Here is a 25,509-nt window from a genome sequence, read left to right on the forward strand (position 1 = left end):
CCCGTAGAACAGGCGGCACAGGCCCCGTCGAAGGAGGAAAATACCCCGGTGGACACAGGCAACGCGTTACGAACGTGGGGGTTCGAGGACAGCGGGGAAGTCCCCGGGCTCAAGCCGCTCCCCGAGGGATTACCGCCTGAACTGCGGGAGTTCGTTGTCGCTCTGCGCGGTCTGTTTCGGGCGGCCGGCAAGTCATTGCGGCAGTTCTCGGTGTATCACCATGTCAGCGCACCATCTGTTTCGCGTTACCTGTCCGGTGTGCGCATCCCCGACAAGGCGTTCCTCGACGCTCTGTTGAAGTCCGCGTGCCGTACCTGCGGTCCAGAGGCGACCCTTGAGGTGCAGAAACACATATACCGCCTGCACCGCGACTCCCTTCTGACGCAGGACCCGCAGCGCTACCGAGCCCAGTTGGCCAGCGACCGGCTGGAAGTGGCCGTACTGGAGAAGGAACAGGCCGAGCTGACGATCACGGAACTGCGGCGCGGTGTTTCCGACCAGAAACGCCAGCTACGTGAGCTGGAGTTGCGTCTGCGGCAGGTCCAGAACGCACGCAGCCGGGAGAGCGTCCGGCATGGTGAGCAGATGGCGCTGCAACAGGAGCAAGAAGAGGCGTGGCGAGCGCAGTGCGGGCAGCTCAAGTCGGAGATCGAGCGCCTTGAGGCGGCAGTCCACCGTGCCGAGTCGGAGCGCGACGTAGCCTGGGAGCTCTGCCGCGAACTGGAAGAGGAACTGGCGCGGATCGAGACCGACGTCGAGCGGGCCCGGCAGGAACGGGCGGAGCAGGAGGAGCATCTTCGGCGGGCCTTCCTTCAGGGTGCGCCGGAGAACCTCCAGGATGAACTGGCCCGCGCTTACCGCCTGGTCGATGCGCTGCGCCTGACTGCCGCACAGGACGCGGCGGCGCTGGAACATCTGCGGGAGGTCGCCCAGGACGTCGCCCGCCGACGCCTGCCCGAGATCGTCGCCCAGCTGTCCGGGTCCGACCCGCTCGACGTCGACACGTCCGTTGCCTCGCTGGGCGTCCATGACCGTGCCGAGATCAATCAAGTGGCCCGTGCGTTTGACGAGGTGCAGCAGGAAGCCGTGCGCCTGGCCTCCGATCAGGCTCTGCTGCGCGGCAACATCAACGCGATGTTCACCGGCCTTTCCCGGCGCACACTGGCGCTGGTGCGGCAGCAACTTTCCTTGATCGCCCAACTGGAGGCACGAGAAGCCGACCCGGACCAACTGGCGGCCCTGTTCCGGCTGGACCATCTGACCACCAGAATGCGCCGCAACGGTGAGAACCTGCTGGTACTGGGCGGCGAGGACCCGCATCGCCACTGGAGCCACCCGGTCCCTCTGGTGGACGTGGTGCGCGCGGCCGCCTCCGAGGTGGAGCAATACGAGCGGATCGAGCTCGCCCAGATCCCGGCGGCTGATGTGACGAGCGCCGTCATCAACGACCTTGTCCACCTGCTTGCCGAACTGCTGGAGAACGCCACCTCCTTCTCCTCCCCACAGACCAAGGTCCAGATCGCCGCGCACATGCTGCCCGACGGCCGCGTCCTCATGGGATTCCATGACACGGGGATCGGCCTGCCCCCCGAGGACCTCACGCTCATCAACGAGCGCCTCGCAGCGCCACCCGCCATCGACGTCGCCGTCTCCCGGCGCATGGGCCTGTATGTCGTCGGTCAGCTTGCACAGCGTCACGGCATCCGCGTCCAGCTGCGCCCCTCGGACTCCGGCGGCACCACCGCTCTCGTCATGCTCCCGCTCCGCGCACTGAACCGGGCGGCGTGTCCGTAACGCCTCGCCCCCCACAAAAGTGTTCCCACCTGCGGAAACACCCCCGTTCCCGCTGCCCAACGTCCCCACGGTCACGCCATCCTGTCCATCACCCCGGAAGTGCGGTCCACGACCGCTCCGGGGTCGCACCACACCGACCGGAGGATGACCCCGTGGACCCTTCTTTGATCACTCTGCGCACCGCCTTGATCCTGCTCCTGGCCATCCTGACCGGCATCGGCGCCGCCGTACTGTCCTGTCTTGCCGCAGCCCCCCTGCCCTACGCCGTCCTCACGGGAATCGCCGCCTCCGCCGCCGCGATCCCCTACTTCAACAACCTCATCGAACGCCGCTGAGCAACCGGGCAGCCGGGCACGAGCACCGCTCCCGCGCGGGGCGAGCTGACAACTGCCGGCCCGCTCATCCCGGCTCGGGGACGGCTGCGTCCACGACCGGCTTGAACGAGGCACCGCTGGCGTACCCCTACGCCGTGCAGGGAGTGGGCTACACCATCACCGCCTCCGCCTCCGCGGCCGTTCTCTCCGGCTCGACCTCGGTCGCCGCCATCGTCGGCGGGGTGGCCATCACCGTGGACAGCCGCACGGCCCCGCTCTCGTGGCGACGCTGGTCCTACCTCGACCACCTGCGCATCGGCTGACCGCGCGCCGGAAGGGGCGAACCGGGACGGCACACCGGGACGCCCGCCGGAACGGCGCACCGGCACGTTGGTCACGCGGCCGGTCACACCACAGCCCGAGAAACAGAAAGACCCCAGATCAACTGGGGTCTCTGCTGGTGTCCGAGGGGGGACTTGAACCCCCACGCCCGATAAAGGGCACTAGCACCTCAAGCTAGCGCGTCTGCCATTCCGCCACCCGGACCAGGTGTCTGCCGCCTTGCGGAGGGCTTCCCCCGCAGCGACATGGACAACAATACCAAGGTTTCGGAGTGCGTTTCACCTGCGTATTTCGCTGGGGCGGGCACGTAGGCGGACCGTGTACGCGGTGCGAGAAGCCGTGCGCGCAGAGCGAGCGGGCGCGCTACGGGCAGCGGACGACCTGACCGCCGTACGACAGGTTCCCGCCGAAGCCGAAGAGGAGGACCGGGGCCCCGGTGGTCAGGGCGCCCCGCTCGATGAGTTTGGAGAGGGCGAGGGGAATGCTCGCGGCGGAGGTGTTGCCGGATTCCGTCACATCCCGGGCGATCACCGCGTTGACGGCGCCGAGCTTCTCCGCGAGGGGCTCGATGATGCGCAGGTTGGCCTGGTGGAGGACGACACCGGCGAGTTCCTCGGGGGCGATACCGGCGCGCTCGCAGGTCTGGCGGGCGATGGCGGGCAGCCGGGTGGTGGCCCAGCGGTAGACGCTCTGGCCCTCCTGCGCGAACCGCGGCGGCGTGCCCTCGATCCGCACCGCGTGCCCCATCTCCGGCACCGATCCCCACAGCACGGGCCCGATCCCCGGCTCCTGCCCCGGCGCGCACGCCTCCACCACCGCGGCTCCCGCGCCGTCGCCGACGAGGACGCACGTGCTGCGGTCGGTCCAGTCGGTGATGTCGGTCATCTTGTCGGCGCCGATGACCAGGGCGCGGATGGCCGCGCCGGCGCGGATCGTGTGATCGGCGGTGGCCAGGGCGTGGGTGAAGCCGGCGCACACCACGTTGACGTCCATCGCGGCGGGTCCGGGGATGCCGATCCGGGCCGCGACGCGGGCGGCGGTGTTCGGGGAGCGGTCGATCGCGGTGGAGGTGGCCACGAGGACGAGGTCGATGTCGGCGGGAGCGAGCCCCGCGGCGGCGAGGGCCTTGGCGGCGGCGTGCGCGGCCAGTTCGTCCACGGGCTCGTCGGGGCCGGCGATGTGCCGGGTGCGGATGCCGACCCGCGTGCGGATCCACTCGTCGCTGGTGTCGACCATGCCGGCCAGGTCCTCGTTGGTGAGCACCCGCGCGGGCTGGTAGTGACCGAGGGCGGCGATGCGAGAGCCGTGCATGACGGAGATCCCCTTGTTGCCGTGGGTGGTGAACGGGACCCACAGTCTGGCCAGTGACTCGCCAGTACGACGGCACGTGAAGCCACAGGAAACGGGCAGGCGAATTGTCGGCTCCCCTCAGCCGCCGGGCCCCGAGCGGAGCGGGCGCGGCGTCGTCCTCCATGTGCAGGACAATGCGTAAGCAGGACAATGAGATCTCCGCACCAGGGCCGCCACGGCCACCCGCACGACAGAACCGGGGCTGATCAGCACATGGGACGAGTCACGGACCGACGCAAGGTCCTCCGCATCCGGGACGGCGCGGTCTCCACCCGGCCGGACACGCTCGTCACCGAGGAACCCCTGGAGATCCGGCTGAACGGCAAACCGCTGGCGATCACCATGCGCACTCCGGGCGACGACTTCGCGCTCGCGGCGGGATTCCTGGTGAGCGAGGGCGTGCTGGCCACCGCGTCCGACCTCCAGAACATCGTCTACTGCGCCGGGGCGACCGCGGACGGTTCGAACACCTACAACGTGGTCGACGCCCGGACCGCTCCGGGCGTCCCGCTCCCCGATTTCACCCTGGAGCGGAACGTCTACACCTCGTCCTCCTGCGGACTGTGCGGCAAGGCCAGCCTGGACGCCGTACGCACGACCACCCGCTGGCCGATCGCCGACAGTCCCCGGCTCCGCGTCACGCCCGGGCTGCTGGCCGAGCTGCCCGACCGGCTGCGGGAGGCGCAGCGGGTCTTCGACCGCACGGGGGGTCTGCACGCGGCCGCCCTGTTCACCGAGGACGGGGAACTGCTCGACGTCAAGGAGGACGTCGGCCGGCACAACGCGGTCGACAAGCTGGTGGGCCGGGCCCTCCAGGACGGCGGGCTGCCCCTGTCCAGGACGGTACTGCTGGTCTCTGGCCGCGCCTCGTTCGAGCTCGCGCAAAAAGCCGTGATGGCCGGCATCCCCGTACTGGCCGCGGTGTCCGCGCCATCGTCCCTGGCAGTGGACCTGGCGACGGAGACCGGCCTGACGCTCGTCGGATTCCTGCGCGGCAGCTCGATGAACGTGTACGCGGGGGACGACCGGATCGCCCTGGAGGAACAACCGGAAACCACCAAACACTGACCGCCGGCCGCCCCCTTACGGGCTTTGGCCCCCTATGCGGACTCCGGCCCCTCCTGAGGGGCCCAGTTGCCCCTAAGGGACTCCCCCGGCCTCCCCCGCACCCCCGCCACGATCTCCGCCGCGATCTCCACGAAGGACGCCACCAGCGCGGAGCCGTGCCCCTGTGGCCACGCCAGCAGCACCTCGTCGGGCTCGGCGTCGGTGACGGGCACGTAGCTGATGTCGGGGCGTGAGTACTGCTCGGCGACCGAGCGCGGTACGAGGGTGATGGCGGTGCCCGCCGCGATGCACTCGAACTTCTCCTCGATCGTGCGGATCGGCAGGTCCCCCGGCCGGGTGTCGGAGTAGCGCAGCCACCTCTCGCCGTCGAGGTCGGCGAGGCTCAACTCCTCTTTTCCTGCGAGCCGATGGTCCTCCCGGAGCATCGCCACTCGGGGCTCTCGGTACAGCGGCCTCAGCTCAAGGCCCGCCACGCGCACCGGCCGTCGTACGTACGCGACGTCGACCGTGGCGTCGAGGAGCAGCCGCTCCTGGTCGTCCCACTCGACCCGGCGGGCGTTGCCCTGCACATCCGGGTGCGCCGCGGCGAAGGCGCGCAGCGCGGGGGCGACGACGACGCCGGCGCGGAAGCCGACGACGAGCCGCCGGGGCCCGCGCGCGGCACGCAGCACCCGGCGACGCGTCCCGTCGGCCGAGTTCAGCAACTGGCGGCCATCCTCAAGAAGTTGACGTCCGGCGTCGGTCAACCGCACGCCGTGGCTGTCGCGTACGAGCAGTTCGGCGCGCAAGTCCTTCTCCAGCGCGCGGACCTGACGACTCAGCACGGGCTGGGCGATGTGCAGCCGCTCGGCGGCGCGGCCGAAGTGGAGCAGTTCGGCGACCGCCACGAAATAGCGGACCTTGCGCAGATCCAGGTCGATGGCCGCCCCCTTACTCGAACGCGTGACGATGCCCTCAGGGTATCGCCACGGCCGGAAGAGGTCTTGGACGAACCCGCCCCCCGAACCGCAGGCTTGGAGACGTCCGGAAGACGGAGCGCGAAGCGAGAAGACGGAAGAGGTAGTTCCATGGATCTGCGGGGACAGCGTGTGGTGGTGCTCGGCGGTACGTCGGGCATCGGGTTCGCGGTGGCCGAGGGTGCGGCGCGGGAGGGCTCCGAGGTGGTGGTCGCCTCCCGGCGGCAGGAGAGCGTGGACGCGGCGGTGAAGCGACTGCCGGAGGGGGCGCGCGGGGAGGTGCTGGACACGACCGACGAGGCGGCGGTGCGCGGGTTCTTCGAGCGACTGGGCGCCTTCGACCACCTGGTGTACACGGCGGGCGGGACGCTACTGCTGGAGAGCATGGCGGAGACCGAACTGGCGCGGGCGCGGCGGTTCCTGGACACCAGGCTGTGGGGCGCGTACACGGCGGTGAAGTACGGCGCCGGGTCGATCCGGGCGGGCGGGTCGGTCGTACTGACCACGGGTACGGCGGGGACGCGGCCGCTGCCGGGATCGAGCGTGGTGTCGGCGCTGTGCGGGGCGATGGAGTCGCTGACGCGGTCCCTGGCCGTGGAGTTGGCGCCGCTGCGGGTCAACGTGGTCGCGCCCGGTGTCGTACGCACCGGTCTGTGGCGGGAGTTGCCGGAGGCGGAGCGCGAGGGGCTGTACACCGCGGCGGCCGGATCGCTGCCGGTGGGGCGGGTGGGCGAACCCGCGGAGGTGGCGGAGGCGTATCTGTATCTGATGCGCGGGGGTTACAGCACCGGCTCGGTGGTGGTCGTGGACGGTGGCGGAACACTGGTCTGAGGACCGGCCCCGCCCCCGCCTCCCTCATCCCTTTGCGCCGGAAATCCTCGTCAACAGCAGCAGGAACAGCTCGCGTTCGCCTGCCGAGAGCGGTGCCAGCAGTTCCTCGTTGGCCGTACGGGCGGCCCGCTCGCAGCGTTCCAGGAGCAGGCCGCCCTCCTCGGTGAGGGACACGGCGTTCTTGCGGCGGTCGCCGGGATCCGGCGCACGGACGGTCAGGCCGGCGCTCTGGAGGTCGTTCAGGATGCCGACGAGGTCCTTGGGATCGAGCGCGATCCCCCGCGCGAGATCGGCCTGGGCCACGGGGGCGAGGTCGCGGACGGCGGAGAGCACCACGTGATGCCACATCTTCAGGCCCTCCGCGGCGAGGGCGTCGGCCACGAGGGCGCGTCCCCGCGCGGCGGCCCGGCCGAGGAGCCAACTGGGCAGCGCGCGGATCGCGGTGAGGGGAGGTTCGGCGGCCATGCCGGCAGTCTATCCAAAAAATCGTTGGACTTCCCCATGAAATTCCGCATATCGTTGGGACTCCCAATGATTACGCGGGTCCGGACTCCTCCGTCCCCGCACCCGATCACGCCGGCCCGGCCGGCCAAGGAGGCTGCGATGCGCCGTGTCCGGTACGACTCCCCCGGTGGTCCCCTGCTCACGGAGAAGGCCGGCATCCCCGAGCCGGGACCCGGACAGCTGCTGGTGCGCTGCGCCGCGATCGGCGTCACGCTGCCGGTCGTCCGCAAGGTCCGCGAGGCCGCCGACCCGATACCGCTGGGCGGCGAACTGGCGGGCGAGGTGGTGGCGGTCGGCGCGGGGGCGACCCGGTTCCGGACCGGCGACCGGGTGACCGGCCTGTGCTTCGGGCACGGGTACGCCGATTACGCGGTGCTGGACGAGGCCATGGCCTCACCCGTGCCCGAGGGCGCCACCGAGGTGGAGGCGGTCGCACTGGTGCGCAGCGGGCTGGTGGCGCTGGGCGCCCTGTCGGCGGCCCGGCCGGAGCCGGGCGAGTCGGTGCTGGTGACGGCGGCGGCGAGCGGCGTCGGACACCTGGCGGTGCAGTTGGCGCGGGCGCGGGGCGCGGGGCGGGTGGTGGGCGCCGTGTCCGACCCCGCGAAGACGGAGTTCGTGCGCTCCCTCGGCGCGGACGACTGCGTCCGGTACGCCGACGGCAGCTGGGGAGACCCGGTGGACTGCGTCCTGGACGCGGTCGGCGGCGATCTGCTCACCCCCGCCGTCGCCGCCCTCGCCCCGTACGGCCGGCTGGTCGCCTACAGCTCGGGCGGCGGCACCGTCCGGGCGTACGACCTGCTCGTGGGCGCCAAGTCGGTGATCGGCTTCCAGATGGCACTGATCGCCCGCGGTCGGCCCGAGCTGTACGAGCGGTGGCGCCGGGAGCTGTGGCGGCTCTTCGCCGAGGGAAGCGTACGACCCGTGGTGCACGCGGAGTTCGCACTGGAGGACGCGGCGCGGGCGCACGAGGTCATCGAGACGCGGTCCAACCTGGGCAAGGTCGTGCTGCGCCCATGAACCCCGCGCGCTTGCTCCGGTTAACCCCCGGGCGGTTCCGGTGGCGGGCTCCATCGCTTCCGGCGGTGGGTCCCGGCACACTTCTTGTATGACACCAAAGGCCCAACTACCTTCGAGGGGGTGCACCTTGGACATGGGATGTCCGGACGTCCAGATGTCCGGCCGACGAGAGGCAGGCCGCCCGTGCCGTCGAGACGACCGTCATGTCTTCGCTCCCGGCTCAGATCCGCACTCGCCACGGCCGCCGTCATGACGACCGCCCTCCTCGCGCCCCTGCTGCCCGCCCAACCGGCCCATGCCCGCACGACTTCGCCGCCCCAACCGCTCCAGCGCGCCCAACAGGTCACGTTGGGTCCCGAGTTCGAGCAGCAGGTGCTCTTCCGGGCGTCCCAGGATCCGGGGTACGCCTGCTTCCGCATCCCGGCCGTCGTCAGGACGAAGGAGGGCACACTGCTGGCCTTCGCCGAGGGCCGGGTGCTGAACTGCGGGGACGCCGCCGACATCGACATCGTGGTCAAACGCTCCACCGACGACGGCCGCACCTGGAGCCCGCTGCGGGTCGTCAACGAGGGCGCGGGCGACACCCACGGCAATCCGGCGCCGATCGTGGACCGGTCGACCGGCCGCGTCTGGCTCGCCGAGACGTACAACACGGGGCGTACGGACAGCGCAAGTTGCTCGGTCCCCTGCGACCGCACCCCGCATCTCCAGTACAGCGACGACGACGGCCTGACCTGGTCCGCGCCACGCGATCTGAGCCCCGAGATCCTGCCCGCCGACTGGAACTCCTGGTACGCGACCGGACCGGTGCACGGCATACAGCTGACCAGGGGGCGGTACGCGGGCCGGCTGGTGTTCGGTGTCAACGCCGAGACCTGGGACGGCAGCCGGGTCACCGCCAACCACGCGGCACTCATCGTCAGTGACGACCACGGCGGCCACTGGCGGATCGGCGCCACCGACACCTGGCCCATCGCGGACGACGGCGTCTTCCGGCAGAAGCCGTCCGAACTGACTCTCGCCGAACTCGGGGACGGCTCGATCCTGGTCAGCGGCCGGGAGACGGACGGCACCGACCTCGGCCAGCGGACCCAGACCACCAGCCGCGACGGCGGGAACAGCTTCATCGCGCCCTTCCGCACCCAGCCCGACCTGTACACCCCGCAGGTGCAGGGGTCGATACTGCGCCTGGGCGACCGCGTCCTGCTGGCCTGCCCCGCCGACCCCGACCGGCGCCGCACCATGATGATCCGCTCCTCCTACGACGGCGGCCGCACCTGGGACAGCGTGGACCGGGGCACGGTCGTCACCACCGACTGGTCCGGCTACTCCGACCTGGTGCGCCTCACCGGGGACACCGTGGGCCTGCTCTACGAGGGCGGGGCGGTGGACGCGCGGGACGAGATCCGCTTCGCGCGCTTCACCGAGGACTGGCTCACCCCGCGCCGGGGCCCCGACCCGGTCACCCCGGACCTGGCCCCGCAGGCCCGCCCGGCCGCGGTGCTCGGCGGCGCGCAGGAGACGGACGGCGTCTTCGGGGGCGCGCTCGCCTTCGACGGCACGGACGACGCCGTACGGCTGCCGTACCGCGCGAGCCTTCCCCTGGGGGCGAAGGACTTCACGGCGTCGCTGTGGTTCAGGTACACGGCGGTGACCGGGGAGCAGCCGCTGCTGTGGATGGGCGGGATCGGGACCAGCGAGCCGCAGGTGTGGCTCCGCGGGGAGCCGGCGAACCACCGGATACAGGGGCTGATCACCGCCCGGGCCGGCGCGGCAGCACCACGGACGGTGTCCGTGCGCACGGACACCGCGTACAACGACGGGCAGTGGCACCACGCGGTGCTGCGCCGGGGCGGCGGAGCGCTGTCGCTGTTCGTCGACGGCACGAAGGTTTCGGTGGCCGATGTGCCGGGTTCGGTGAGCCGTGACTCGCCCTTCGGTGTGCACATAGGTCAGCGCATGGACAGCAGGGCCTTCTTCACCGGCGCGATCGACGAGGTGCACGTCTGGGACCGGGCGCTGACCGACCAGGAGCTGGCGGACCCGAAGGCGCTGCGGTCACCGAAGGGCACGGTGCTGTGGCTGCCCCTGGACCGGACGAGCGGCTGACCCACCGGCGCCACCGCTCTCCCCGCCCGCGGCGTGGCCACCGTCTCCGGACCCGGCCGCGCCACCACCTTCGGACCCGGCCGCGCCGCCGCCCTCGGACCGGGCCGCGTCACCGTCCTCCGTCCCGGCGTCCCTGTCCTCGACCCCCGGATCGTGGGCCCGGCGCTTGGCGATGACCGCGCACACCATCAGCTGCATCTGGTGGAAAAGCATCAGCGGGAGCACGGCCAGGGATGCGTGGGCACCGAAGAGGACGCTCGCCATGGGCAGGCCCGAGGCGAGGGACTTCTTGGAGCCGGCGAACTGGATGGCGATCCGGTCCTCCCGGCCGAAGCCCAGCGCCCGGCCGCCGTACCAGGTCCCCAGCAGCATCACGGCGAGCACCGCGGCCTCGACCAGAAGGAGCGCGCCGAGCCGGGCGGGGCTGACCTGGTGCCAGATGCCCTGGATCATGCCCTCGCTGAACGCGGTGTAGACGACGAGGAGGATGGAGCCGCGGTCGACCAGCCCGAGGACCTTCTTGTGCCGGGTGATGAAGGGGCCGATCCAGCGCCGCAGCAGCTGCCCGGCGAGGAACGGCACCAGCAGCTGGAGCACGATCTTGACGAGTGAGTCGGCGGAGAACCCGCCACCGCTGTTGCCGAGCAGTACCGCCGCCAGCAGCGGGGTGAGGACGATGCCGACCAGGGAGGAGAAGGAGCCCGCGCAGATGGCGGCGGGCACGTTTCCGCGGGCGATGGAGGTGAAGGCGATGGAGGACTGGATCGTGGACGGCACCAGCGTCAGGAAGAGGAGGCCCTGGTAGAGCGGCTGGGTCAGCAGCACCGGCACGGCGGCGCGGGCGGCCAGACCGAGCGCGGGGAAGACGAGGAAGGTGCAGGCGAGCACCGTGACATGGAGCCGCCAGTGGCGCAGTCCGTCGAGTGCCTCACGGGTGGAGAGGCGGGCGCCGTAGAGGAAGAAGAGGAACGCGATCGCGGCGGTCGAGGCGCCGGAGGCCACGGTGGCGCCGGTGCCATGGGCCGGGAACAGGGCGGCGAGGCCCACCGTGCCGAGGAGCAGCACGATGTACGGGTCGATCGGCATCCAGCTCGGCCAGCGCAGGCGTGTCACGGTGCTCCGATGGGTGTGCGACGGCAAGGGGGTGTGACGGCGTTCCGGTCGGGCCCTGGGGGGCCTGCTCTCATGATCCTCCGCCCCGCCTCGATCGGGAAACCCGTACACCACTCTCACTGTCATCACGTTCCGCGATAAGCGGCGTACGCTGGGGTGGTGTACGACCCGACGCAGTTGCGGACCTTTCTCGCGGTCGCCCAGACGCTGAGCTTCACCCAGGCGGCCCGGCGGCTCGGGCTGCGCCAGTCCACGGTGAGCCAGCACGTGCGCAGGCTGGAGGACGCGGCGGGACGTCCGCTGTTCGCGCGGGACACCCACTCCGTGGAGCTGACCGAGGACGGTGAGGCGATGCTGGGCTTCGCGCGCCGGATCCTCCAGGTGCACGAGCAGGCGACGGCGTTCTTCACCGGGGCGCGGGTGCGCGGGCGGCTGCGGTTCGGCGCGTCGGAGGACTTCGTGCTGACCCGGCTGCCGGAGATCCTGGAGGGCTTCCGCTACGACCACCCCGAGGTCGACCTGGAGCTGTCGGTCGAGCTGTCCGGCACGCTGCACGAGCGGCTGGCCGCGGGGAAGCTCGACCTGGTGCTGGCCAAGCGGCGCCCGGAGGACCCGCGGGGGGCGCTGGTGTGGCGCGACGACCTGGTGTGGATCGGCGCCGAGCGGCTGCGCCTGGACGCCGACCGGCCGGTACCGCTGATCGTGTACCCGCCGCCCGGCATCACGCGGGCGCGCGCCCTGGAGGCGCTGGAGCGGCAGGGGCGCGGCTGGCGGATCGTCTGCACCAGCGGCAGCCTCAACGGGCTGATCGCCGCGGCCCGCGCGGGGCTCGGGGTGATGGCGCACTCGCGACGGCTGATCCCGCCGGGCCTGTTCCGGCTGCCGGAGCGCGCGGGGCTGCCGGAGCTCGGCAAGGTCGACTTCGTGCTGGTGCACGGCCGCCGCCGGCCCGGCACGCAGGAGGCGGCGGACGCCCTCGCGGCGGCCGTCCTCGCGGGCGGGGAGCGGCTGCGGCGGCACGGGGGCTGAGGGCGGTGTGGCACTGTTCACGCCGGGCGCGGCCGCGCCGTCCGCGCCCGGTGTGGTCATGGCCGTAATCGCCCTGTACAGAGCGGTAATCGGTGCGTACAGATTCGGTGGAGATTACGGCGCCGAAACTTACTGACCCGTCAGTATTGTGTCCGTCCCTTCCCCATGTGCGGGCATTTTCCGGACAACCCTCGGGCGGAAGGCACGGTTTGCTCGGTTTCCGCCCCCCTCCCCTCCGGTCAGGGTGTGAGGTAGCTTTCACGGCGCTGTGCCGCACATCACCGGCGCGTTCAGGCAGCGAGGATCGGGGAGCGAGGATTGCGCGAGTTCACCAACCCGCCTCTCACGTCGGCACCGCCGGTGGGTGGTCTGGCCGATGTCGTCTTCGAGCACGCCCTGACGGACCCGGAGCATGTCGCCCTCGGCCGCAAGGACGCCAGTGGGCAGTGGCGCGATGTGACCTCCGCCGAGTTCCGGGACGAGGTCCTCGCGCTGGCCAAGGGGCTGCTGGCGAGCGGGGTCAGGTTCGGCGACCGGGTCGCGATCATGTCCCGTACCCGCTACGAGTGGACCCTCTTCGACTTCGCCCTGTGGACCATCGGCGCCCAGGTGGTGCCGGTCTATCCCACGTCCTCGGCCGAGCAGTGCTTCTGGATGCTGTACGACGCCGAGGTCACCGCGGCGGTCGTGGAGCACGAGGACCACGCGATGACCATCGCCACGGTGATCGGCCGGCTCCCGCGGCTGCGCCGGCTGTGGCAGCTGGACGCGGGCTGCGTGCGGGAGCTGTACGACGCCGGCGCGCACCTGGACGACGAGGTGGTGCACCGGCACCGGCAGGCGGTCACCCCGGACTCGGTGGCCACCGTCATCTACACCTCGGGCACCACGGGCCGTCCCAAGGGCTGTGTGCTCTCGCACGGGAACTTCATGTTCGAGGCGGACAGCGTGACGGGCCGCTGGGAGCCGGTGTTCCACTCCAAGCGCGGGGACGAGGCCTCCACCCTGCTGTTCCTGCCGCTCGCCCATGTCTTCGGGCGCATGGTGGAGGTGGCCACCATCCGGGGCCGGGTGCGCCTCGGCCACCAGCCGCAGCTGAACGCCGCCGCGCTGCTGCCCGACCTCCAGGCGTTCAGACCGACGTTCATCCTGGCGGTGCCGTACATCTTCGAGAAGGTGTTCAACGCCTCCCGGCGCAAGGCGGAGAAGGAGGGCAAGGCGGGGCCGTTCGAGAAGGCGGTCGAGGTCGCGGTGCGGTACGCGGAGGCGATCGAGGCGAAGGCGTGGGGGGACGGGCCCGGCCCGTCGGCGGGGCTGCGGATGCAGCACCAGTTGTTCGACAAGCTGGTGTACGCGAAGGTCAGGGAGGCGATGGGCGGCCGGATCCGCAACGCCATGTCCGGCGGCTCGGGCATGGACCGCCGCCTCGGGCTGTTCTTCGCGGGCGCGGGCGTGCAGATCTACGAGGGCTACGGGCTGACCGAGTCGACGGCGGCGGCGACCGCGAACCCGCCCGAGCGCACCCGGTACGGCACCGTCGGCCAGGCGATCCCCGGAACGACCGTGCACATCGCGGACGACGGCGAGGTCTGGCTGTACGGCGGAAACGTCTTCCAGGGTTATCTGAACAATCCGAAGGCGACCGACGGCTCGCTGCACGACGGCTGGCTGGCCACCGGTGACCTGGGCTCCCTCGACGAGGACGGTTATCTGACCATCACCGGCCGCAAGAAGGAGATCCTCGTGACCTCCGGCGGCAAGAGCGTCTCGCCCGGCGTGCTGGAGGAGCGGGTCCGCGATCATCCGCTGGTCAGCCAGTGCATCGTGGTCGGCAACGACCGCCCCTACATCGCGGCCCTGGTCACCCTCGACCAGGAGGCGGTCGAGCACTGGCTCCAGATGCGCGGCAAACCGGCGATGGCGCCCGCGCAGCTGGTGCGGGACCCGGATCTGGAGACCGAGGTGCGGCGCGCGGTGGTCGCCGCGAACACGCTGGTCTCCCAGGCCGAGTCGATCCGCACCTTCCGGATACTGGCGCAGCCGTTCACCGAAGAACAGGGCCTGCTGACACCGTCGTTGAAGCTGAAACGGAAGGCGATCGAGAAGGCGTACGAGCGCGAGGTCGAGGCCCTGTACAAGTCCTGATCGGCCGAAGCGGATCCGGGTGTCTCCGGGCGCGTCAGGAATGTATCGCGGTGGGTGATCGTTGACGATGGTGAACCACGTTGTCGACAAGCGAAGGATCACGAGCTCGTGAGCAGCAAGGTCCCCCCGATCATCCTCAACAACGGCGTGGAGATGCCCCAGGTGGGCTTCGGCGTGTGGCAGGTGCCGGACGACGAGGCCGAGCGGGCCGTCGGCACCGCGCTGGAGGCCGGGTACCGCAGCATCGACACGGCCGCGGCGTACGGCAACGAAGAGGGCACCGGCCGGGCCATCGCGGCCTCCGGTCTGCCCCGCGAGGAAGTCTTCGTCACCACCAAGCTCTGGAACAGCGACCAGGGGTACGACGCGACCCTGCGTGCCTTCGACACGTCGCTCCGCAAGCTGGGGCTCGACCACCTCGACCTGTACCTGATCCACTGGCCGCTGCCGGCGCGGGACACGTACGTCGACACGTACAAGGCGCTGGAGAAGCTGTACGCCGACGGCCGGGTCCGTGCCATCGGTGTGTCCAACTTCCTTCCCGAGCATCTGCGGCGGCTCGCGGAGGAGACGTCCGTCATCCCCGCGGTGAACCAGATCGAGCTGCACCCGCATCTTCAGCAGCACGAGGCGCGGCAGTACCACGCGGAGCAGGGCATCCGGACGGAGGCGTGGTCCCCGCTCGGGCAGGGCAAGGGGCTGCTGGAGGTGCCGGCGATCGTGGCGATCGCGCAGAAGCACAACCGCACTCCGGCGCAGGTGGTGCTGCGGTGGCATGTCCAGCAGGGCACCATCGTGATCCCGAAGTCGGTGACGCCGTCGCGGATCAAGGAGAACATCGAGGTGTTCGACTTCAGTCTGGACGAGGAGGATCTGGCGGCGATCGGCGCGCTGAACGAGGACCGGCGGATCGGTCCGGATCCGGCCACGTTCGACATGGGCTGACGTGCGGGGGCGTTGAGGGGGCGCGCTGTACCGCGGCTGGGCGGTGGCTGGGCCGGGCGCGCGGGGAACTGCGCGAGCGGCCACAGCGGGCCCGCTGATCACGACGGCGCGGCAGGCCCACGCCGCGGTCACAGCGCATGCGCATCCGCATGCACCACGGTGAATTCCTCCAGCGCCACCACCTTCGCCCGTGCCTTCGCCGTGCCGGACCGGCGGACGGCGGAGGCGGAGGCGCGGGAGGACACGAGGGTGGGGTGGTCGGTGAAGACCGTGCCCGCGATGCCCCGGCCCCGGTCGCGGTCCAGCAGCAGCGCCGTGCGGGCCAGCCCCGGTACCGTCTCCAGCCGCGGCAGCGCCGTCGCGTGGAAGGTGTCGGCCAGCAGGTCCGCGTCGCGGGGGTCGAACTCCAGCCGGGCGACGCGCAGTCCGCCGCCGACCACGGGCCGCGGCAGGGCGTGGAAGACCGCGACGCGATAGTGCTCGACGGCCACCGACGCGGCGAACGGCTCCAGCAGCGCGGAGCGGCGTTCCCGCATCACCTCGTCGCTGTTGACCTGTGCCTCCTCGGACTCCCACCAGCTGACGGTGAGCAGTTTGCCCAGTTCGCGGTCGACGAAGACGCCCGCGCCCCGGTAGCCGGGCCGCTCCTCCAGCAGATCGTGACCCTGGCTGTTCAGGGCGCGCAGGGCCGAGTCCAGCCGGGCCGGGTCCCCGGTCGCGTACACCGTGCGTACGAACATGACGCCTCGCCTCCCAGGGCGCGGATGACGCCGATCCCTCCGGTGACTCCAGTCTCACCACGGGAGCAAACCACCGCAATACGCACCAGGTTGCGCGCGTTCGCGACCCAAGGGTTGACGCGCACATGACGCCTAGGCCACCGTGGAGCCGCCCGGTAAGGAAAGTTTCCTAACAGAAGGGTCCCCCACAGTGCGTCTTCGATCACTGACCCTCGCCGCGGCCTCCGGGGCCGCCCTGCTCGCCGCCGGCCTCGTGCCCGCGCACGCGCTCGCGAACCCCGCGCCGGCCTCCGCGCCGAAGGCCGCCCAGGAGGGCTCGGTCAGCGCGGCCGACCTGCTCGCCAAGGTCAAGTCCTGTTCGCAGATCTCCAACGGCAAGTACAAGACCGACGACGAGACCTCAGCCACGGTCCCCGTCTGCGGCAAGAACGGCGCGGTGTTCTGGAAGGCCGACATGGACATCGACTGCGACGGCCAGCGCACCACCAACTGCAACGAGGACCGCGACCCCTGGTTCCAGGACGACACCGCCTTCCACCAGTCCGACGGCAAGCCCCTGAAGTCCGAGTCGCTGCCCTATGTCGTGGTGCCCAGCACCAGCAGCATCTGGAAGTACACCGACTACGGGATCAAGGGCGGCGGGGTGGTCGCCGTCATCTACGACAACAAGGTGGAGTACGCCGTCGTCGGCGACACCGGCCCCACGAAGATCATCGGCGAGGCGTCGTACGCCACCGCCAAGGCGCTCGGCATCGACCCGGACCCGAAGACCGGCGGCGCGGACTCAGGGGTGACCTACATCCTGTTCAAGAACTCGAAGGTCTCCCCCATCGAGAGCCACAGCGCCGCCGTCTCCCTGGGCGACCAGCTGGCCAAGCAGTTCATAGCCAACAACTGACCTGGCTGCCCCGTAGAGGTTGCCGGGCGTGTTCACGAACCCGGCGACACTGCCGACGAGCACGATCCGGCCCCGCGTCTCCTTGAGCGCGTCGATCGAGGCACGGATGAGCAGGGCGGGGCCGAGGACGCTGGTGAGGACCGTTTCGGGCCAGTCGGCCGGGGACCGTCGTCAGCGCCTCGAGGTCGCCCAGGCTCGCGGCGAAGTCCCGCAGCCGCTGTTCCGCGCGGCCCGTGACGGCGACCCGGTGGCCGGCGGCCAGTCGCCGGGCGGCGGCAGCTGCGATGCCGCTGCCGCCGCCGGTGATGAGCGTGACCGGAGAGTCGTTCATGGTTTCCCCCTGGGTTTCCGAGTGCCGCTGGGCGGAGGGGGAGTTCGCCATTTGAAGCGCTCTCGAAGTCGAGTGCCGCCGGGCGCGGGAGGGGTCAGGACGGGCGGACGGCCGTGTACACGGTGTGGGCGGCCAGCAGGAACACGTCCGGCCGCCGGTGGACGCTCGCGGGGTCGGCCGGGTCCAGGAGCCGGTCGAGGGTGTCGCGGTCCTCGGCGACGAGGGCGTCACCGAAGCCCTCGCGCAGCCGGCCGAGGTGGGCGGCGGCGTAGGCGCGGGTCCGGTCGTCGGCGGGGGCGGGCAGGTCGAGCAGGAAGCTGCGGGTGCCGGTGTGCTTCAGGCCCGCGGCGGTCAGCAGGGCCGGCCAGTCCTCGGTCTCGGCGACGGCACCGGGGAGGTCGGCGCGCATCCGCGCGAACCAGTCCTCCTCCAGCGCGTCCAGCCGTGCCTGGAGTCCGGGGCGGCCGATGCCGAGGTCGCGGGGCAGGAAGCGGGAGGGCAGGCCGCCTTCGAGCAGGGCCAGGGTGCCGCCGGGGGCGAGCCGCTGCCCGAACGCGGTGAGCGCGGACCGCTGGTCGCCGAGGTGGTGCAGGCTGCGGCTGGCCCACAGCAGATCGGCTGGCTTCGGCAACTCGTCCAGTACGTCCGGGAGTTCACCGGCGAGGGTGTCGACGCGGTCGGCGAGACTCAGGCGGTCGGCGCGGGCGCGGGCCCGGTCGAGGAGCGGCGCGGTGCCGTCCACGGCGACGACCCGCGCGCCGGGGAACGCCTCGGCGAACAGGCAGGACAGGACGCCGGGTCCGCTGCCCGCGTCCACGATCAGCCCCGGCTCGGCGGCCTCGCTCGCGAGCCAGGACAGGGCCTGCCGGTACAGGGGAGCGAACAACTCGGCCTGGGCTTCCAGGTGGGGAGCCATCGCGTTCCAGTCGAGGTCCGAGCCGTGCCCGTGGCCGTGCTGGTGGCCGTGGCCCTGTTCGTGTCCCTGCGCCTGGCCGTGGGTGTGGTTGCCGTCGTGGTCGTGCGCCATGGTGGTCAGCCTTTCTTGCGGGTGCCGTCAGGGTGCGACGGCACACCGGGCGAAGGCCAGCTACGTTGCCGACCCGGCAAATCCGTGGCGGGAGACCGCCGGAAAGAAACCGGATGCCCGCCCGCCGCCCCCTCGTCCACCATGACCTGATGGGCAACGACATGGTGGGGCGCTTCCTCGCCGACGGATTCGTGAAGATCGAGGGCGCGGTCGCGCCCCGGACCGCGGAGGACTGCGCGCGACTGCTGTGGCGGGAGACGGGGTACGACCCGGAAGACCCCGGCACCTGGAAGGAACCGGTGGTGCGGATCGGCGGTCTGGCGCAGGGGCCTTTCGCGGCCGCCGCCAACTCCCCCGCGCTGCATGAGGCCTTCGACCTCTTGGTGGGTGAACGGCGGTGGCTGCCGCGGTACTCGCTCGGCACGTTCCCGCTGCGCTTCCCGCACGCCGAGGAACCGGGCGACGCCGGCTGGCACATCGAGGGCAGCTATCTGCCCGAGGGCGCGACCTGGTTCCACACCAATCTGCGCTCGCGGGACCGGGCGTTGCTGATGCTGTTCCTGTTCAGCGAGGTGGGCGAGGAGGACGCGCCGACGCGGATCAGGGTCGGTTCGCATCTGGACGTGCCGCGGATCCTCGAACCGTACGGCGAGGCGGGTGTCTCGGGGTTGGAGATCGCGCCGGAGCTGGAGACGGCGAGCGCGCACCGGCCGCTCGCCCTGGCCACCGGGCGCCCCGGCGATGTCTATCTGTGCCATCCGTTCCTGGTGCACGCGGCGCAGCCGCACCACGGCACCCGGCCGCGGTTCATGGCCCAGCCGCCGCTGGAGCCCGCGGTGCCGTACGAACTGGAGCGGCCGGACGGCTCGTACTCCCCCGTGGAGACGGCCATCCGCCGGGGCCTCGGCCACTGACCGAACCGGCCCGCCGGAGCCTCGGCCACTAGCCGGCCCTCGCATCCCGGCCCCCGCGTCCGCCGGGACCCCTCACTGTTTGCGGAAGGCGCGCAGGGAGAAGGTCGGGTCCGGGCGGCGGCGGTTCTGGTCGGGGAGGGCGGCCAGCCGGGCGGCGTACGTCTCGCGGCGGGGGTCGCCGGGCGGGAGCTGGCTGAACCAGCCCCGGTGCAGGTCGGCGATGGTGCTGCGGGGGCTGCGGCCCTGGCCGACGCCGGGGAAGGAGGAGTGCCCGGCGAGGGCGAGCCCGTGCCGGGCGGCGTGCGCGGTGACGAGGCCGGCGGCGTCCGCGGCGGGGCGGACGGGCCGGCCGGCGAGGGCGGCGTCGATGTCGCTGCCCACGTCGTGCGCGGCGGCCTTGTCGACCGTCGTGACGTACACCCCGCCGGGCCGCAGGACGCGGGCGCACTCGGCGAGGACGGCGTCCAGGTCGCCGGGGTCGGGCAGCAGGTGCAGCAGCCAGACGCTGACGACGGCGTCGAAGGTGGCGCCGGGGAAGGGCAGTCGGCGGCTGTCGGCCCGCACGAGCGCGCCGGGCAGCCGGGAGGCGGCCCGGCGGATCATGCCGTCCGCGAGGTCCGCGCCGGTCACGCGGGTCGCGGGGCGGGCCGCGGCGAGCCTGCGGGTGACGATGCCGGTGCCGCAGGCCAGGTCGAGAAGGCGGCCGGGGCGGTCCGGTATCAGGTCGAGGACGGCGACCGCGGCGGCTTCGGCGCGCTCCTCGCCGCCGCGTAGGGCGTCGTAGTCACGGGCTTCCTTGTCGTAATCGAGCACAGCGCTCAGTGTGCGCCGTGACCCGGTGCGATGTCCTCCACCCTGCGGGCGAGAGCGAAGTCCTTCTCGGTGAGGGTGCCGCCGGCGCTGTGGGTGGTGATAGTCAGGTCGACGGAGTGGTAGCCGAGGGTGCAGTCGGAGTGGTGGTCCAGCTCGTCCTGGACGCGGGCGATGTGCATGACCAGGGCGGCCGCGGCGAAGTGCGAGGCGAACCGGTAGGTGCGGGTGAGCCGGTCGCCGTCCGCGGACCAGCCGGGGAGCCCGGCGACCCGGTCCTCGATCTCCTGCGGCGACAGCGGTACGGCGGCCATGGCGCGGCTCCCTTCGGGTGGGGCGGATCTCCTCCCAGCCTGCCACGCGCGGGACCGGGGCGGCCCGACGACGCGTCCGCGGGGCCGGTACCGGCTGGCGCACCGCCGATTCCGGCCTGACCTGGCGCGTCCGCGTCCGCGAGGTCGTTGCGGTGCGCGCTTCTCGTCTAGGGTCGGGGTATGACCATGGTCGCCACCGAAGCTTCCGTGTCCACCGCCGCCCCCGGCACCAAGGGGGTGGGCCCGCTGCTGCGTGCCTGGCGGGAGCGGCGCCGCATCTCCCAGCTCGAGCTGGCCCTGCGCGCCGACTCCTCCGCCCGGCACATCAGTTTCGTGGAGACCGGCAGGTCCCGGCCCAGCGAGGAGATGGTTCTGCGGCTCGCCGAGCATCTGGACGTGCCCGTGCGGGAGCGCAACGCCCTGCTGCTGGCCGCCGGTTACGCCCCGCGCTACCCGGAGACCCCGCTGGACGACCCCGCCCTGGACGCCCTGCGCGAGGGCATGGAGCGGCTGATCCAGGGCTACGAGCCCTACCCCGCGCTGGTGGTGGACGCCGGGTACACGGTGGTGGCCGCCAACCGGGGCATCACGATGCTGCTGGACGGCATCCCGGAGAAGCTGCTCCAGCCGCCGAACGCGATGCGGCTGACCCTGCATCCCGAAGGCCTCGCCCCGCGGATCCGCAACCTGCGGGAGTGGCGCGGGCATCTGGTGGCGCAGATGGAGCGCCAGCTCGCGCTGCACCGCTCGGACCAACTCCGCGCGCTGTACGAGGAGGTGACGGCGTACCCGGTGCCCGAGGACGCTCCGGGCGAGGATCCGGACGAGCCGGTGCCGTACTTCGCGCTGCCGATGCGGGTCGAACACGAGGGCCGGATCCTGTCGTTCGTGTCCTCCATCTCCACGTTCAACACGCCGATGGACGTCACCGTCGCCGAGCTCGCCATCGAGACCTTCCTGCCGGCCGACCCGGCGACCGCCAAGTACCTCCAGAACCTGGCGGGTTGACGGGCCCGCTCGCGGGTTGACGAACCTGTGATCCTTTAGTGCGTTCGATCCGCTGTGCGAGCGGGCCGCGCGTGACAGACTGCTGCGCGCCAGGGCGGCACGGCAGGGGAGGGCGTGGCGTGAGTGAGCGGCGGGCCGCACCCACCGTGGGGCAGGTGGTGCTCGGCAAGCGGTTGCAGGAGCTGAGGGAGGCGGCGGGCCTCAGCCGGGAGGAGGCCGCCGGGGTGCTGCGGGTCGCGGCGGCGACCGTACGGCGCATGGAGACGGCCGAAGTCGCGCTGAAGATACCGTACTTGCAGGTGCTCCTGGACACGTACGGGGTGGCGCGGGATGAGGCGGCCGCGTTCGTACGGCTGGCCGAGGAGGCCAACCAGCCGGGCTGGTGGCAGCGGTTCCACGATGTGCTGCCGGACTGGTTCAGCCTCTACGTCAGTCTGGAGGGCGCCGCCCGGATCATCCGCTCCTACGAGCCGCACTTCGTGCCGGGACTGCTCCAGACCGAGGCGTACGCGCGGGCGGTGCTGGAGGCGGGGACGATCGGGCAGAGCTCGCCGGAGTCGGTGGAGCGGCATGTGGCGCTGCGGATGGAGCGGCAGCGGCTGCTGGAGCGCGCGGATCCCCCGCACCTGTGGGTGATCATGGACGAGACGGTGCTGCGGCGCCCGGTGAGCGCGTCCCCCGAGGTGATGCGGGACCAGCTGGACCGGCTCGTGGAGTGCGCCGAGCAGGACCGGATCACGCTCCAGATCGCGGAGTTCGCGGCGGGCCCGCATCCGGGGACGTACGCGCCGTTCACGCTGTTCCGGTTCGCCGAGCCGGAGTTGCCGGACATGGTGTTCACCGAGTATCTGACCGGCGCCCTGTATCTGGACGCGCGGCGGGAGGTCGCCACGCATCTGGAGGTGCTGGACCATATGACGGCGCGGGCCGCCTCGGCGCGGCGCACGCGGAAGATCCTGCGGGAGTACCGGGCGCGGTTCTGAGGGACGCGGGCCGGCGCCGGTTCCGAGCGGTGCGGGGCGGCGCTGGTTCCCGGGGGCGCGGGCCCACGCCCGGCTCTCCGTCGTACGACTTCCAGGTGCCGCGCCCCGCTCTCCGTCGTACGACGCCGAAGTGCCGCGCCCCGCGAGGGAACACGGCACCCGTGTCGGCCGACGCCGGTCCGGCTCAGGCCAGTTCGGCGGTCAGGGTGATGGTCGTGCCGGTGAGCGCCTGGCTGACCGGGCAGTTCTTCTTGGCGTCCTCGGCGGCGGACCGGAAGCCCTGCTCGTCCAGGCCGGGCACGGTGCCGGTCACGGTGAGGTGGATGCCGGTGATGCCGGTGCCGGGCTGGAAGGTGACGTCGGCCTTGGTCTCCAGCTTGGTGGGCGGGGTGCCGGCGCCGGTCAGGCCGTGGGCGAGGGCCATGGAGAAGCAGCTGGAGTGGGCGGCGGCGATCAGCTCCTCGGGGCTGGTCCTGCCGTTCGCCTGCTCGGCGCGCGAGGGCCAGGACACCGGGTACGCGCCGATGCCGGAGGAGTCGAGGGTGACGAGGCCCTTGCCGTCGAGAAGGTTGCCTTCCCATTCGGTGTGCGCGGTGCGCGTGGTGGCCACGATGGTTCCTTTCGCGAGGAATGCGGTTCCGTTGCCGGGTGTCCGGGATCCCTATCCGATCACATCCGGGCGGCGCGGGCGGGGGTTCGGCGGCACCCCGTGGGACGCGTCGTCAGGCGGCCCGCTCGTCCTCCTCCACGGCGGCCCCGGTGAGCGGAACCCCGGGCCCGGAGAGCTCGCCGAGCCAGCGGCGCAGCACCCGGTGCACCTGCTCGGCCCCGGTCAGCCGCTCCCCCGGCACGACCGGCGCGGACAGCTCCAGCGGGGAGAGCACGAACGGGCGGGACTGGGCGCCGCCGAGCCCGCCGTGGGAGCCGATCTGCTCCTCGAAGGCGAGCACCTCGCCGTCGGCGGGGTCGTACGCCGAGTTCACCATGATGTCGGCGGTGTGCGGGAAGGAGTGGGTGCGGCGCACCGCCTCGACGGCGCCGGGCCCGAAGCCGGCCAGCGGTCCGGGGTCGCGGTCGAGGTCGGCCAGCGGGATCTCGGTGCCGCCGGGGCCGAGCAGCACGCCGTCGTGCGTCTCGCTCGCCACCAGCAGGAAGCCGATGCCGGGGTGGTTGGCGAGGGTGGTGAGCAGGGCGGGGTGGCGGGCCTCGATCTCCTCCTTGGTCATGCGGTGGCGCACGTCCGGGAAGGAGACGAGGCCGAGGTTGCCGGAGGCCAGCACGATGGGTTCGCGGCGGCGGGCGGGCCGGTGCCGCTCGCCCTCCTCCACGGGCCGGCGCAGCGCGGCGCGTACGGCGGCCCGCGCCTCGGTGCCGCTGTGGGTGCGCTCGGCGCGGCGCGGCACGTGCAGTCCGCAGCCGGCCCGTACCAGGTCGGCGAGGGTGAGGCCGTAGCGGGCGTGGAAGGTCTCGCCGGGGCTCTGCCCGTGGTCGGAGAGGACCACGAGGCGGTACGGGCGCGGGGCGTGCTCGGCGACTCGGGCGAGCAGGGCGAGGCAGCGGTCGAGGCGGGTGAGCACCTTCGCGGCGTCGCGGCTGTGCGGTCCGGAGTGGTGAGCCACCTCGTCGTAGGCGACCAGGTCGGCGTAGACGGCGGTGCGTCCGGCGAGCATGTCGCCCATCACCGCGGCGACGACGACGTCCCGTTCCACGACGGTGGCGAAGGCACGGACCAGCGGGTAGAGCCCGCCGCGGGAGACGCGGGGGCGCCGGCGGCGGATCCGGGCACGGGTGGACTCGCCGATCTCGCGGGCCACCTCGGCGAGGAAGGACAGGGCGGTGCGCACGGCGTTGGCCGGGTCGGAGAAGTAGGCGAAGTACCCGGCGCGGGAACGGTTCTCCCGGCCCCGGCGGCGGGCCGCTATGGACAGCACCAGGGCCTGTTCGCCGGCGCCGCCGCTGAAGAGGTTGCCGCGGCTGGCGCCGTCCTCGGTGAGCAGTCCGCCGCCGCCGGTGCGGGCGATGGCGCGGCGCTGGAGTTCGGCGGCGCTCGTCGGCCGGTTGCAGACCATCACCTCCCCGCGGTCCTTCTCGTACCAGCGGAAGGCCGGCACGTCGTACGTGCTGCCGTGCAGGATGCCGAGCTGGCTGGCGCCGGTCTGGCTGGACCAGTCGGTGTGCCAGGGGGTGAGGCGGTGGGTCGGGCGGGCCGCCGGGGGCGGGTCGTCCGCCGCCAGCCAGCGGGCGACCGTGGGCATCAGCCCCTGCTCCACGGCCGCGGTCAGCACGTCGTGGCCGACACCGTCGAGCTGCAGGAAGACCACTCCGGGGGTGGCCGGGCAGGGCGGGTCGGTTCTCCGGCGGCGGGTGGCGAGGCGGTGCAGCCGGCGCCGGTACGCCTCGTCGTCGCGCACGGCGAGCGCGCCGCCGGTGGCCGAGGCGACGGCCGACATGACCGCGGCCACGATGACGGCGGTCTCCGGCGCGACCGCGCCCCGGCCGGTGGGGTTCAGGCGCAGGGCGAGCGGCAGCAGGGAGCCGTTGAGGAAGAAGACCAGCAGGCCGAGGACGAGGGCGGGGACGAGCAGCAGCAGCCGGACGAGCAGCGGCCACACCACGGCGGACAGGACGCCGAACGCGCCCGCGCCGAGGGCGGCGGTGAGGGCGATCCGGGTGGCGCTGTCACCGTCGGCGGACTGGAGCCGGAAGTCGGGCAGGAGCAGCGCGAGGACCAGCATGGTGAGCGTGGAGACCGCCCATACGGCGACGCTGCGCCCGATCTGACGGGCGATCCGCCGCCATCCGGTCCCACCGGTGATCCGCCGCCACGCTACGCCCCGCACGCCCGCGCTTCCTCCGCCTCGACCCTCCCCCGCCGCGCGGCGAGGCCACCGTCCCGGCGCACCGCGGCGACCGAGCCGCCCTCCACCTTGTCATACCGGCCGGAATCCACTCGAAGGAGTGACGGCG

At 72.1% G+C, this 25,509-nt stretch carries 23 protein-coding genes, 1 tRNA gene and 2 pseudogenes; 14 read left to right on the top strand and 12 right to left on the bottom strand.

The window, feature by feature from the left end:
* Positions 1-921 precede the first annotated feature (921 nt).
* From ACE4Q9_RS05265 to ACE4Q9_RS05275, 3 genes and pseudogenes are all read left to right on the top strand, one after another.
* Positions 922-1,764 (top strand): annotated as a pseudogene (locus ACE4Q9_RS05265) (sensor histidine kinase); the annotation flags it as partial.
* 182 nt (positions 1,765-1,946) lie between these two features.
* Positions 1,947-2,129 carry a hypothetical protein gene (locus ACE4Q9_RS05270; RefSeq protein WP_397983047.1) on the top strand — a complete coding sequence of 61 codons (183 nt, stop codon included), beginning with the start codon at positions 1,947-1,949 and terminating at the stop codon, positions 2,127-2,129.
* 101 nt (positions 2,130-2,230) lie between these two features.
* On the top strand, positions 2,231-2,431 hold the full coding sequence (locus ACE4Q9_RS05275) for a hypothetical protein (RefSeq protein WP_397983048.1): 201 nt from the start codon (positions 2,231-2,233) through the stop codon (positions 2,429-2,431).
* A 135-nt stretch (positions 2,432-2,566) separates the two neighbouring features.
* Here the strand turns inward: ACE4Q9_RS05275 and ACE4Q9_RS05280 are convergent.
* Positions 2,567-2,654, bottom strand: a tRNA-Leu gene (locus ACE4Q9_RS05280).
* Between the two features lie 159 nt (positions 2,655-2,813).
* Positions 2,814-3,761, bottom strand: coding sequence for a beta-ketoacyl-ACP synthase III (locus tag ACE4Q9_RS05285; RefSeq protein WP_397983049.1), 948 nt, complete (start codon positions 3,759-3,761; stop codon positions 2,814-2,816).
* A gap of 252 nt (positions 3,762-4,013) precedes the next feature.
* Here ACE4Q9_RS05285 and fdhD point away from each other — a divergent pair, with 252 nt between their 5' ends.
* Positions 4,014-4,868 carry a formate dehydrogenase accessory sulfurtransferase FdhD gene (fdhD, locus tag ACE4Q9_RS05290; RefSeq protein WP_397983050.1) on the top strand — a complete coding sequence of 285 codons (855 nt, stop codon included), beginning with the start codon at positions 4,014-4,016 and terminating at the stop codon, positions 4,866-4,868.
* Positions 4,869-4,900: 32 nt separating this feature from the next.
* Here fdhD and ACE4Q9_RS05295 read toward each other — a convergent pair whose 3' ends face one another.
* Positions 4,901-5,788 (bottom strand): LysR family transcriptional regulator, encoded by an 888-nt coding sequence (locus ACE4Q9_RS05295; protein WP_397987127.1) that lies wholly within the window; start codon positions 5,786-5,788, stop codon positions 4,901-4,903.
* A gap of 147 nt (positions 5,789-5,935) precedes the next feature.
* On the opposite strand from ACE4Q9_RS05295, the gene ACE4Q9_RS05300 reads away from it, so the two are divergent.
* The gene (locus tag ACE4Q9_RS05300) at positions 5,936-6,655 is read left to right on the top strand and encodes an SDR family oxidoreductase (RefSeq protein ID WP_397983051.1); all 720 of its coding nucleotides are present in this window, start codon (positions 5,936-5,938) and stop codon (positions 6,653-6,655) included.
* Between the two features lie 24 nt (positions 6,656-6,679).
* Here ACE4Q9_RS05300 and ACE4Q9_RS05305 read toward each other — a convergent pair whose 3' ends face one another.
* Complete coding sequence (locus tag ACE4Q9_RS05305; protein ID WP_397983052.1) at positions 6,680-7,120, bottom strand: MarR family winged helix-turn-helix transcriptional regulator; 441 nt, start codon at positions 7,118-7,120, stop codon at positions 6,680-6,682.
* 138 nt (positions 7,121-7,258) lie between these two features.
* Between ACE4Q9_RS05305 and ACE4Q9_RS05310 the strand changes: the two genes are divergently transcribed.
* On the top strand, positions 7,259-8,176 hold the full coding sequence (locus ACE4Q9_RS05310) for a zinc-binding alcohol dehydrogenase family protein (protein ID WP_397983053.1): 918 nt from the start codon (positions 7,259-7,261) through the stop codon (positions 8,174-8,176).
* 249 nt (positions 8,177-8,425) lie between these two features.
* On the top strand, positions 8,426-10,285 hold the full coding sequence (locus ACE4Q9_RS05315) for an exo-alpha-sialidase (protein ID WP_397983054.1): 1,860 nt from the start codon (positions 8,426-8,428) through the stop codon (positions 10,283-10,285).
* Here the strand turns inward: ACE4Q9_RS05315 and ACE4Q9_RS05320 are convergent.
* Positions 10,235-11,371 carry a bile acid:sodium symporter family protein gene (locus ACE4Q9_RS05320; protein WP_397987128.1) on the bottom strand — a complete coding sequence of 379 codons (1,137 nt, stop codon included), beginning with the start codon at positions 11,369-11,371 and terminating at the stop codon, positions 10,235-10,237. The genes ACE4Q9_RS05315 and ACE4Q9_RS05320 overlap by 51 nt on opposite strands.
* Before the next feature lie 186 nt (positions 11,372-11,557).
* Here ACE4Q9_RS05320 and ACE4Q9_RS05325 point away from each other — a divergent pair, with 186 nt between their 5' ends.
* From ACE4Q9_RS05325 to ACE4Q9_RS05335, 3 genes are all read left to right on the top strand, one after another.
* Positions 11,558-12,427, top strand: a complete 870-nt coding sequence (locus ACE4Q9_RS05325; RefSeq protein ID WP_397983055.1) for a LysR substrate-binding domain-containing protein — start codon at positions 11,558-11,560, stop codon at positions 12,425-12,427.
* A 318-nt stretch (positions 12,428-12,745) separates the two neighbouring features.
* On the top strand, positions 12,746-14,572 hold the full coding sequence (locus ACE4Q9_RS05330) for an AMP-dependent synthetase/ligase (RefSeq protein ID WP_397983056.1): 1,827 nt from the start codon (positions 12,746-12,748) through the stop codon (positions 14,570-14,572).
* A 108-nt stretch (positions 14,573-14,680) separates the two neighbouring features.
* Positions 14,681-15,517 carry an aldo/keto reductase gene (locus tag ACE4Q9_RS05335; protein WP_397983057.1) on the top strand — a complete coding sequence of 279 codons (837 nt, stop codon included), beginning with the start codon at positions 14,681-14,683 and terminating at the stop codon, positions 15,515-15,517.
* A 128-nt stretch (positions 15,518-15,645) separates the two neighbouring features.
* On the opposite strand, the gene ACE4Q9_RS05340 is transcribed toward ACE4Q9_RS05335, so the two are convergent.
* Positions 15,646-16,257 (bottom strand): antibiotic biosynthesis monooxygenase family protein, encoded by a 612-nt coding sequence (locus tag ACE4Q9_RS05340; RefSeq protein ID WP_397983058.1) that lies wholly within the window; start codon positions 16,255-16,257, stop codon positions 15,646-15,648.
* Positions 16,258-16,447: 190 nt separating this feature from the next.
* Here ACE4Q9_RS05340 and ACE4Q9_RS05345 point away from each other — a divergent pair, with 190 nt between their 5' ends.
* Positions 16,448-17,155 (top strand): glycoside hydrolase family 75 protein, encoded by a 708-nt coding sequence (locus ACE4Q9_RS05345; protein ID WP_397983059.1) that lies wholly within the window; start codon positions 16,448-16,450, stop codon positions 17,153-17,155.
* Here ACE4Q9_RS05345 and ACE4Q9_RS05350 read toward each other — a convergent pair.
* Positions 17,147-17,486, bottom strand: a pseudogene (locus ACE4Q9_RS05350) (short-chain dehydrogenase); the annotation flags it as partial. The gene ACE4Q9_RS05345 and the pseudogene ACE4Q9_RS05350 overlap by 9 nt on opposite strands.
* Before the next feature lie 94 nt (positions 17,487-17,580).
* A complete protein-coding gene (locus tag ACE4Q9_RS05355) occupies positions 17,581-18,513 on the bottom strand; it encodes a class I SAM-dependent methyltransferase (protein WP_397983060.1) in 933 nt (310 codons plus the stop codon).
* A 113-nt stretch (positions 18,514-18,626) separates the two neighbouring features.
* Between ACE4Q9_RS05355 and ACE4Q9_RS05360 the strand changes: the two genes are divergently transcribed.
* A complete protein-coding gene (locus ACE4Q9_RS05360; protein ID WP_397983061.1) occupies positions 18,627-19,427 on the top strand; it encodes a phytanoyl-CoA dioxygenase family protein in 801 nt (266 codons plus the stop codon).
* Between the two features lie 72 nt (positions 19,428-19,499).
* Here the strand turns inward: ACE4Q9_RS05360 and ACE4Q9_RS05365 are convergent, their stop codons facing one another.
* A complete protein-coding gene (locus ACE4Q9_RS05365; RefSeq protein ID WP_397983062.1) occupies positions 19,500-20,240 on the bottom strand; it encodes a methyltransferase domain-containing protein in 741 nt (246 codons plus the stop codon).
* 5 nt (positions 20,241-20,245) lie between these two features.
* Complete coding sequence (locus ACE4Q9_RS05370; RefSeq protein ID WP_397983063.1) at positions 20,246-20,551, bottom strand: 4a-hydroxytetrahydrobiopterin dehydratase; 306 nt, start codon at positions 20,549-20,551, stop codon at positions 20,246-20,248.
* 180 nt (positions 20,552-20,731) lie between these two features.
* On the opposite strand from ACE4Q9_RS05370, the gene ACE4Q9_RS05375 reads away from it, so the two are divergent.
* Positions 20,732-21,559: a helix-turn-helix domain-containing protein gene (locus ACE4Q9_RS05375; protein ID WP_397983064.1), complete on the top strand. Its 828-nt coding sequence runs from the start codon at positions 20,732-20,734 to the stop codon at positions 21,557-21,559.
* 119 nt (positions 21,560-21,678) lie between these two features.
* Positions 21,679-22,542, top strand: a complete 864-nt coding sequence (locus tag ACE4Q9_RS05380) for a helix-turn-helix domain-containing protein (protein ID WP_397983065.1) — start codon at positions 21,679-21,681, stop codon at positions 22,540-22,542.
* Between the two features lie 184 nt (positions 22,543-22,726).
* Here ACE4Q9_RS05380 and ACE4Q9_RS05385 read toward each other — a convergent pair whose 3' ends face one another.
* Together ACE4Q9_RS05385 and ACE4Q9_RS05390 are read right to left on the bottom strand one after the other, a co-directional pair.
* Positions 22,727-23,152, bottom strand: a complete 426-nt coding sequence (locus tag ACE4Q9_RS05385; RefSeq protein ID WP_397983066.1) for an OsmC family protein — start codon at positions 23,150-23,152, stop codon at positions 22,727-22,729.
* A gap of 112 nt (positions 23,153-23,264) precedes the next feature.
* Positions 23,265-25,382, bottom strand: a complete 2,118-nt coding sequence (locus tag ACE4Q9_RS05390; RefSeq protein WP_397983067.1) for an alkaline phosphatase family protein — start codon at positions 25,380-25,382, stop codon at positions 23,265-23,267.
* Positions 25,383-25,509 lie beyond the last annotated feature (127 nt).

The organism is Streptomyces sp. AM6-12 (genome assembly GCF_044327085.1).
Classification (GTDB): Bacteria; Actinomycetota; Actinomycetes; order Streptomycetales; family Streptomycetaceae; genus Streptomyces.

Coding starts and splice junctions, on each gene's coding strand:
- ACE4Q9_RS05285 (WP_397983049.1), bottom strand. CDS start 3,761: ATGCACGGCTCTCGCATCGCCGCCCTCGGTCACTACCAGCCCGCGCGG.
- fdhD (WP_397983050.1), top strand. CDS start 4,014: ATGGGACGAGTCACGGACCGACGCAAGGTCCTCCGCATCCGGGACGGC.
- ACE4Q9_RS05300 (WP_397983051.1), top strand. CDS start 5,936: ATGGATCTGCGGGGACAGCGTGTGGTGGTGCTCGGCGGTACGTCGGGC.
- ACE4Q9_RS05305 (WP_397983052.1), bottom strand. CDS start 7,120: ATGGCCGCCGAACCTCCCCTCACCGCGATCCGCGCGCTGCCCAGTTGG.
- ACE4Q9_RS05310 (WP_397983053.1), top strand. CDS start 7,259: ATGCGCCGTGTCCGGTACGACTCCCCCGGTGGTCCCCTGCTCACGGAG.
- ACE4Q9_RS05315 (WP_397983054.1), top strand. CDS start 8,426: ATGACGACCGCCCTCCTCGCGCCCCTGCTGCCCGCCCAACCGGCCCAT.
- ACE4Q9_RS05320 (WP_397987128.1), bottom strand. CDS start 11,371: ATGCCGATCGACCCGTACATCGTGCTGCTCCTCGGCACGGTGGGCCTC.
- ACE4Q9_RS05340 (WP_397983058.1), bottom strand. CDS start 16,257: ATGTTCGTACGCACGGTGTACGCGACCGGGGACCCGGCCCGGCTGGAC.
- ACE4Q9_RS05355 (WP_397983060.1), bottom strand. CDS start 18,513: ATGGCGCACGACCACGACGGCAACCACACCCACGGCCAGGCGCAGGGA.
- ACE4Q9_RS05360 (WP_397983061.1), top strand. CDS start 18,627: ATGCCCGCCCGCCGCCCCCTCGTCCACCATGACCTGATGGGCAACGAC.
- ACE4Q9_RS05370 (WP_397983063.1), bottom strand. CDS start 20,551: ATGGCCGCCGTACCGCTGTCGCCGCAGGAGATCGAGGACCGGGTCGCC.
- ACE4Q9_RS05375 (WP_397983064.1), top strand. CDS start 20,732: ATGACCATGGTCGCCACCGAAGCTTCCGTGTCCACCGCCGCCCCCGGC.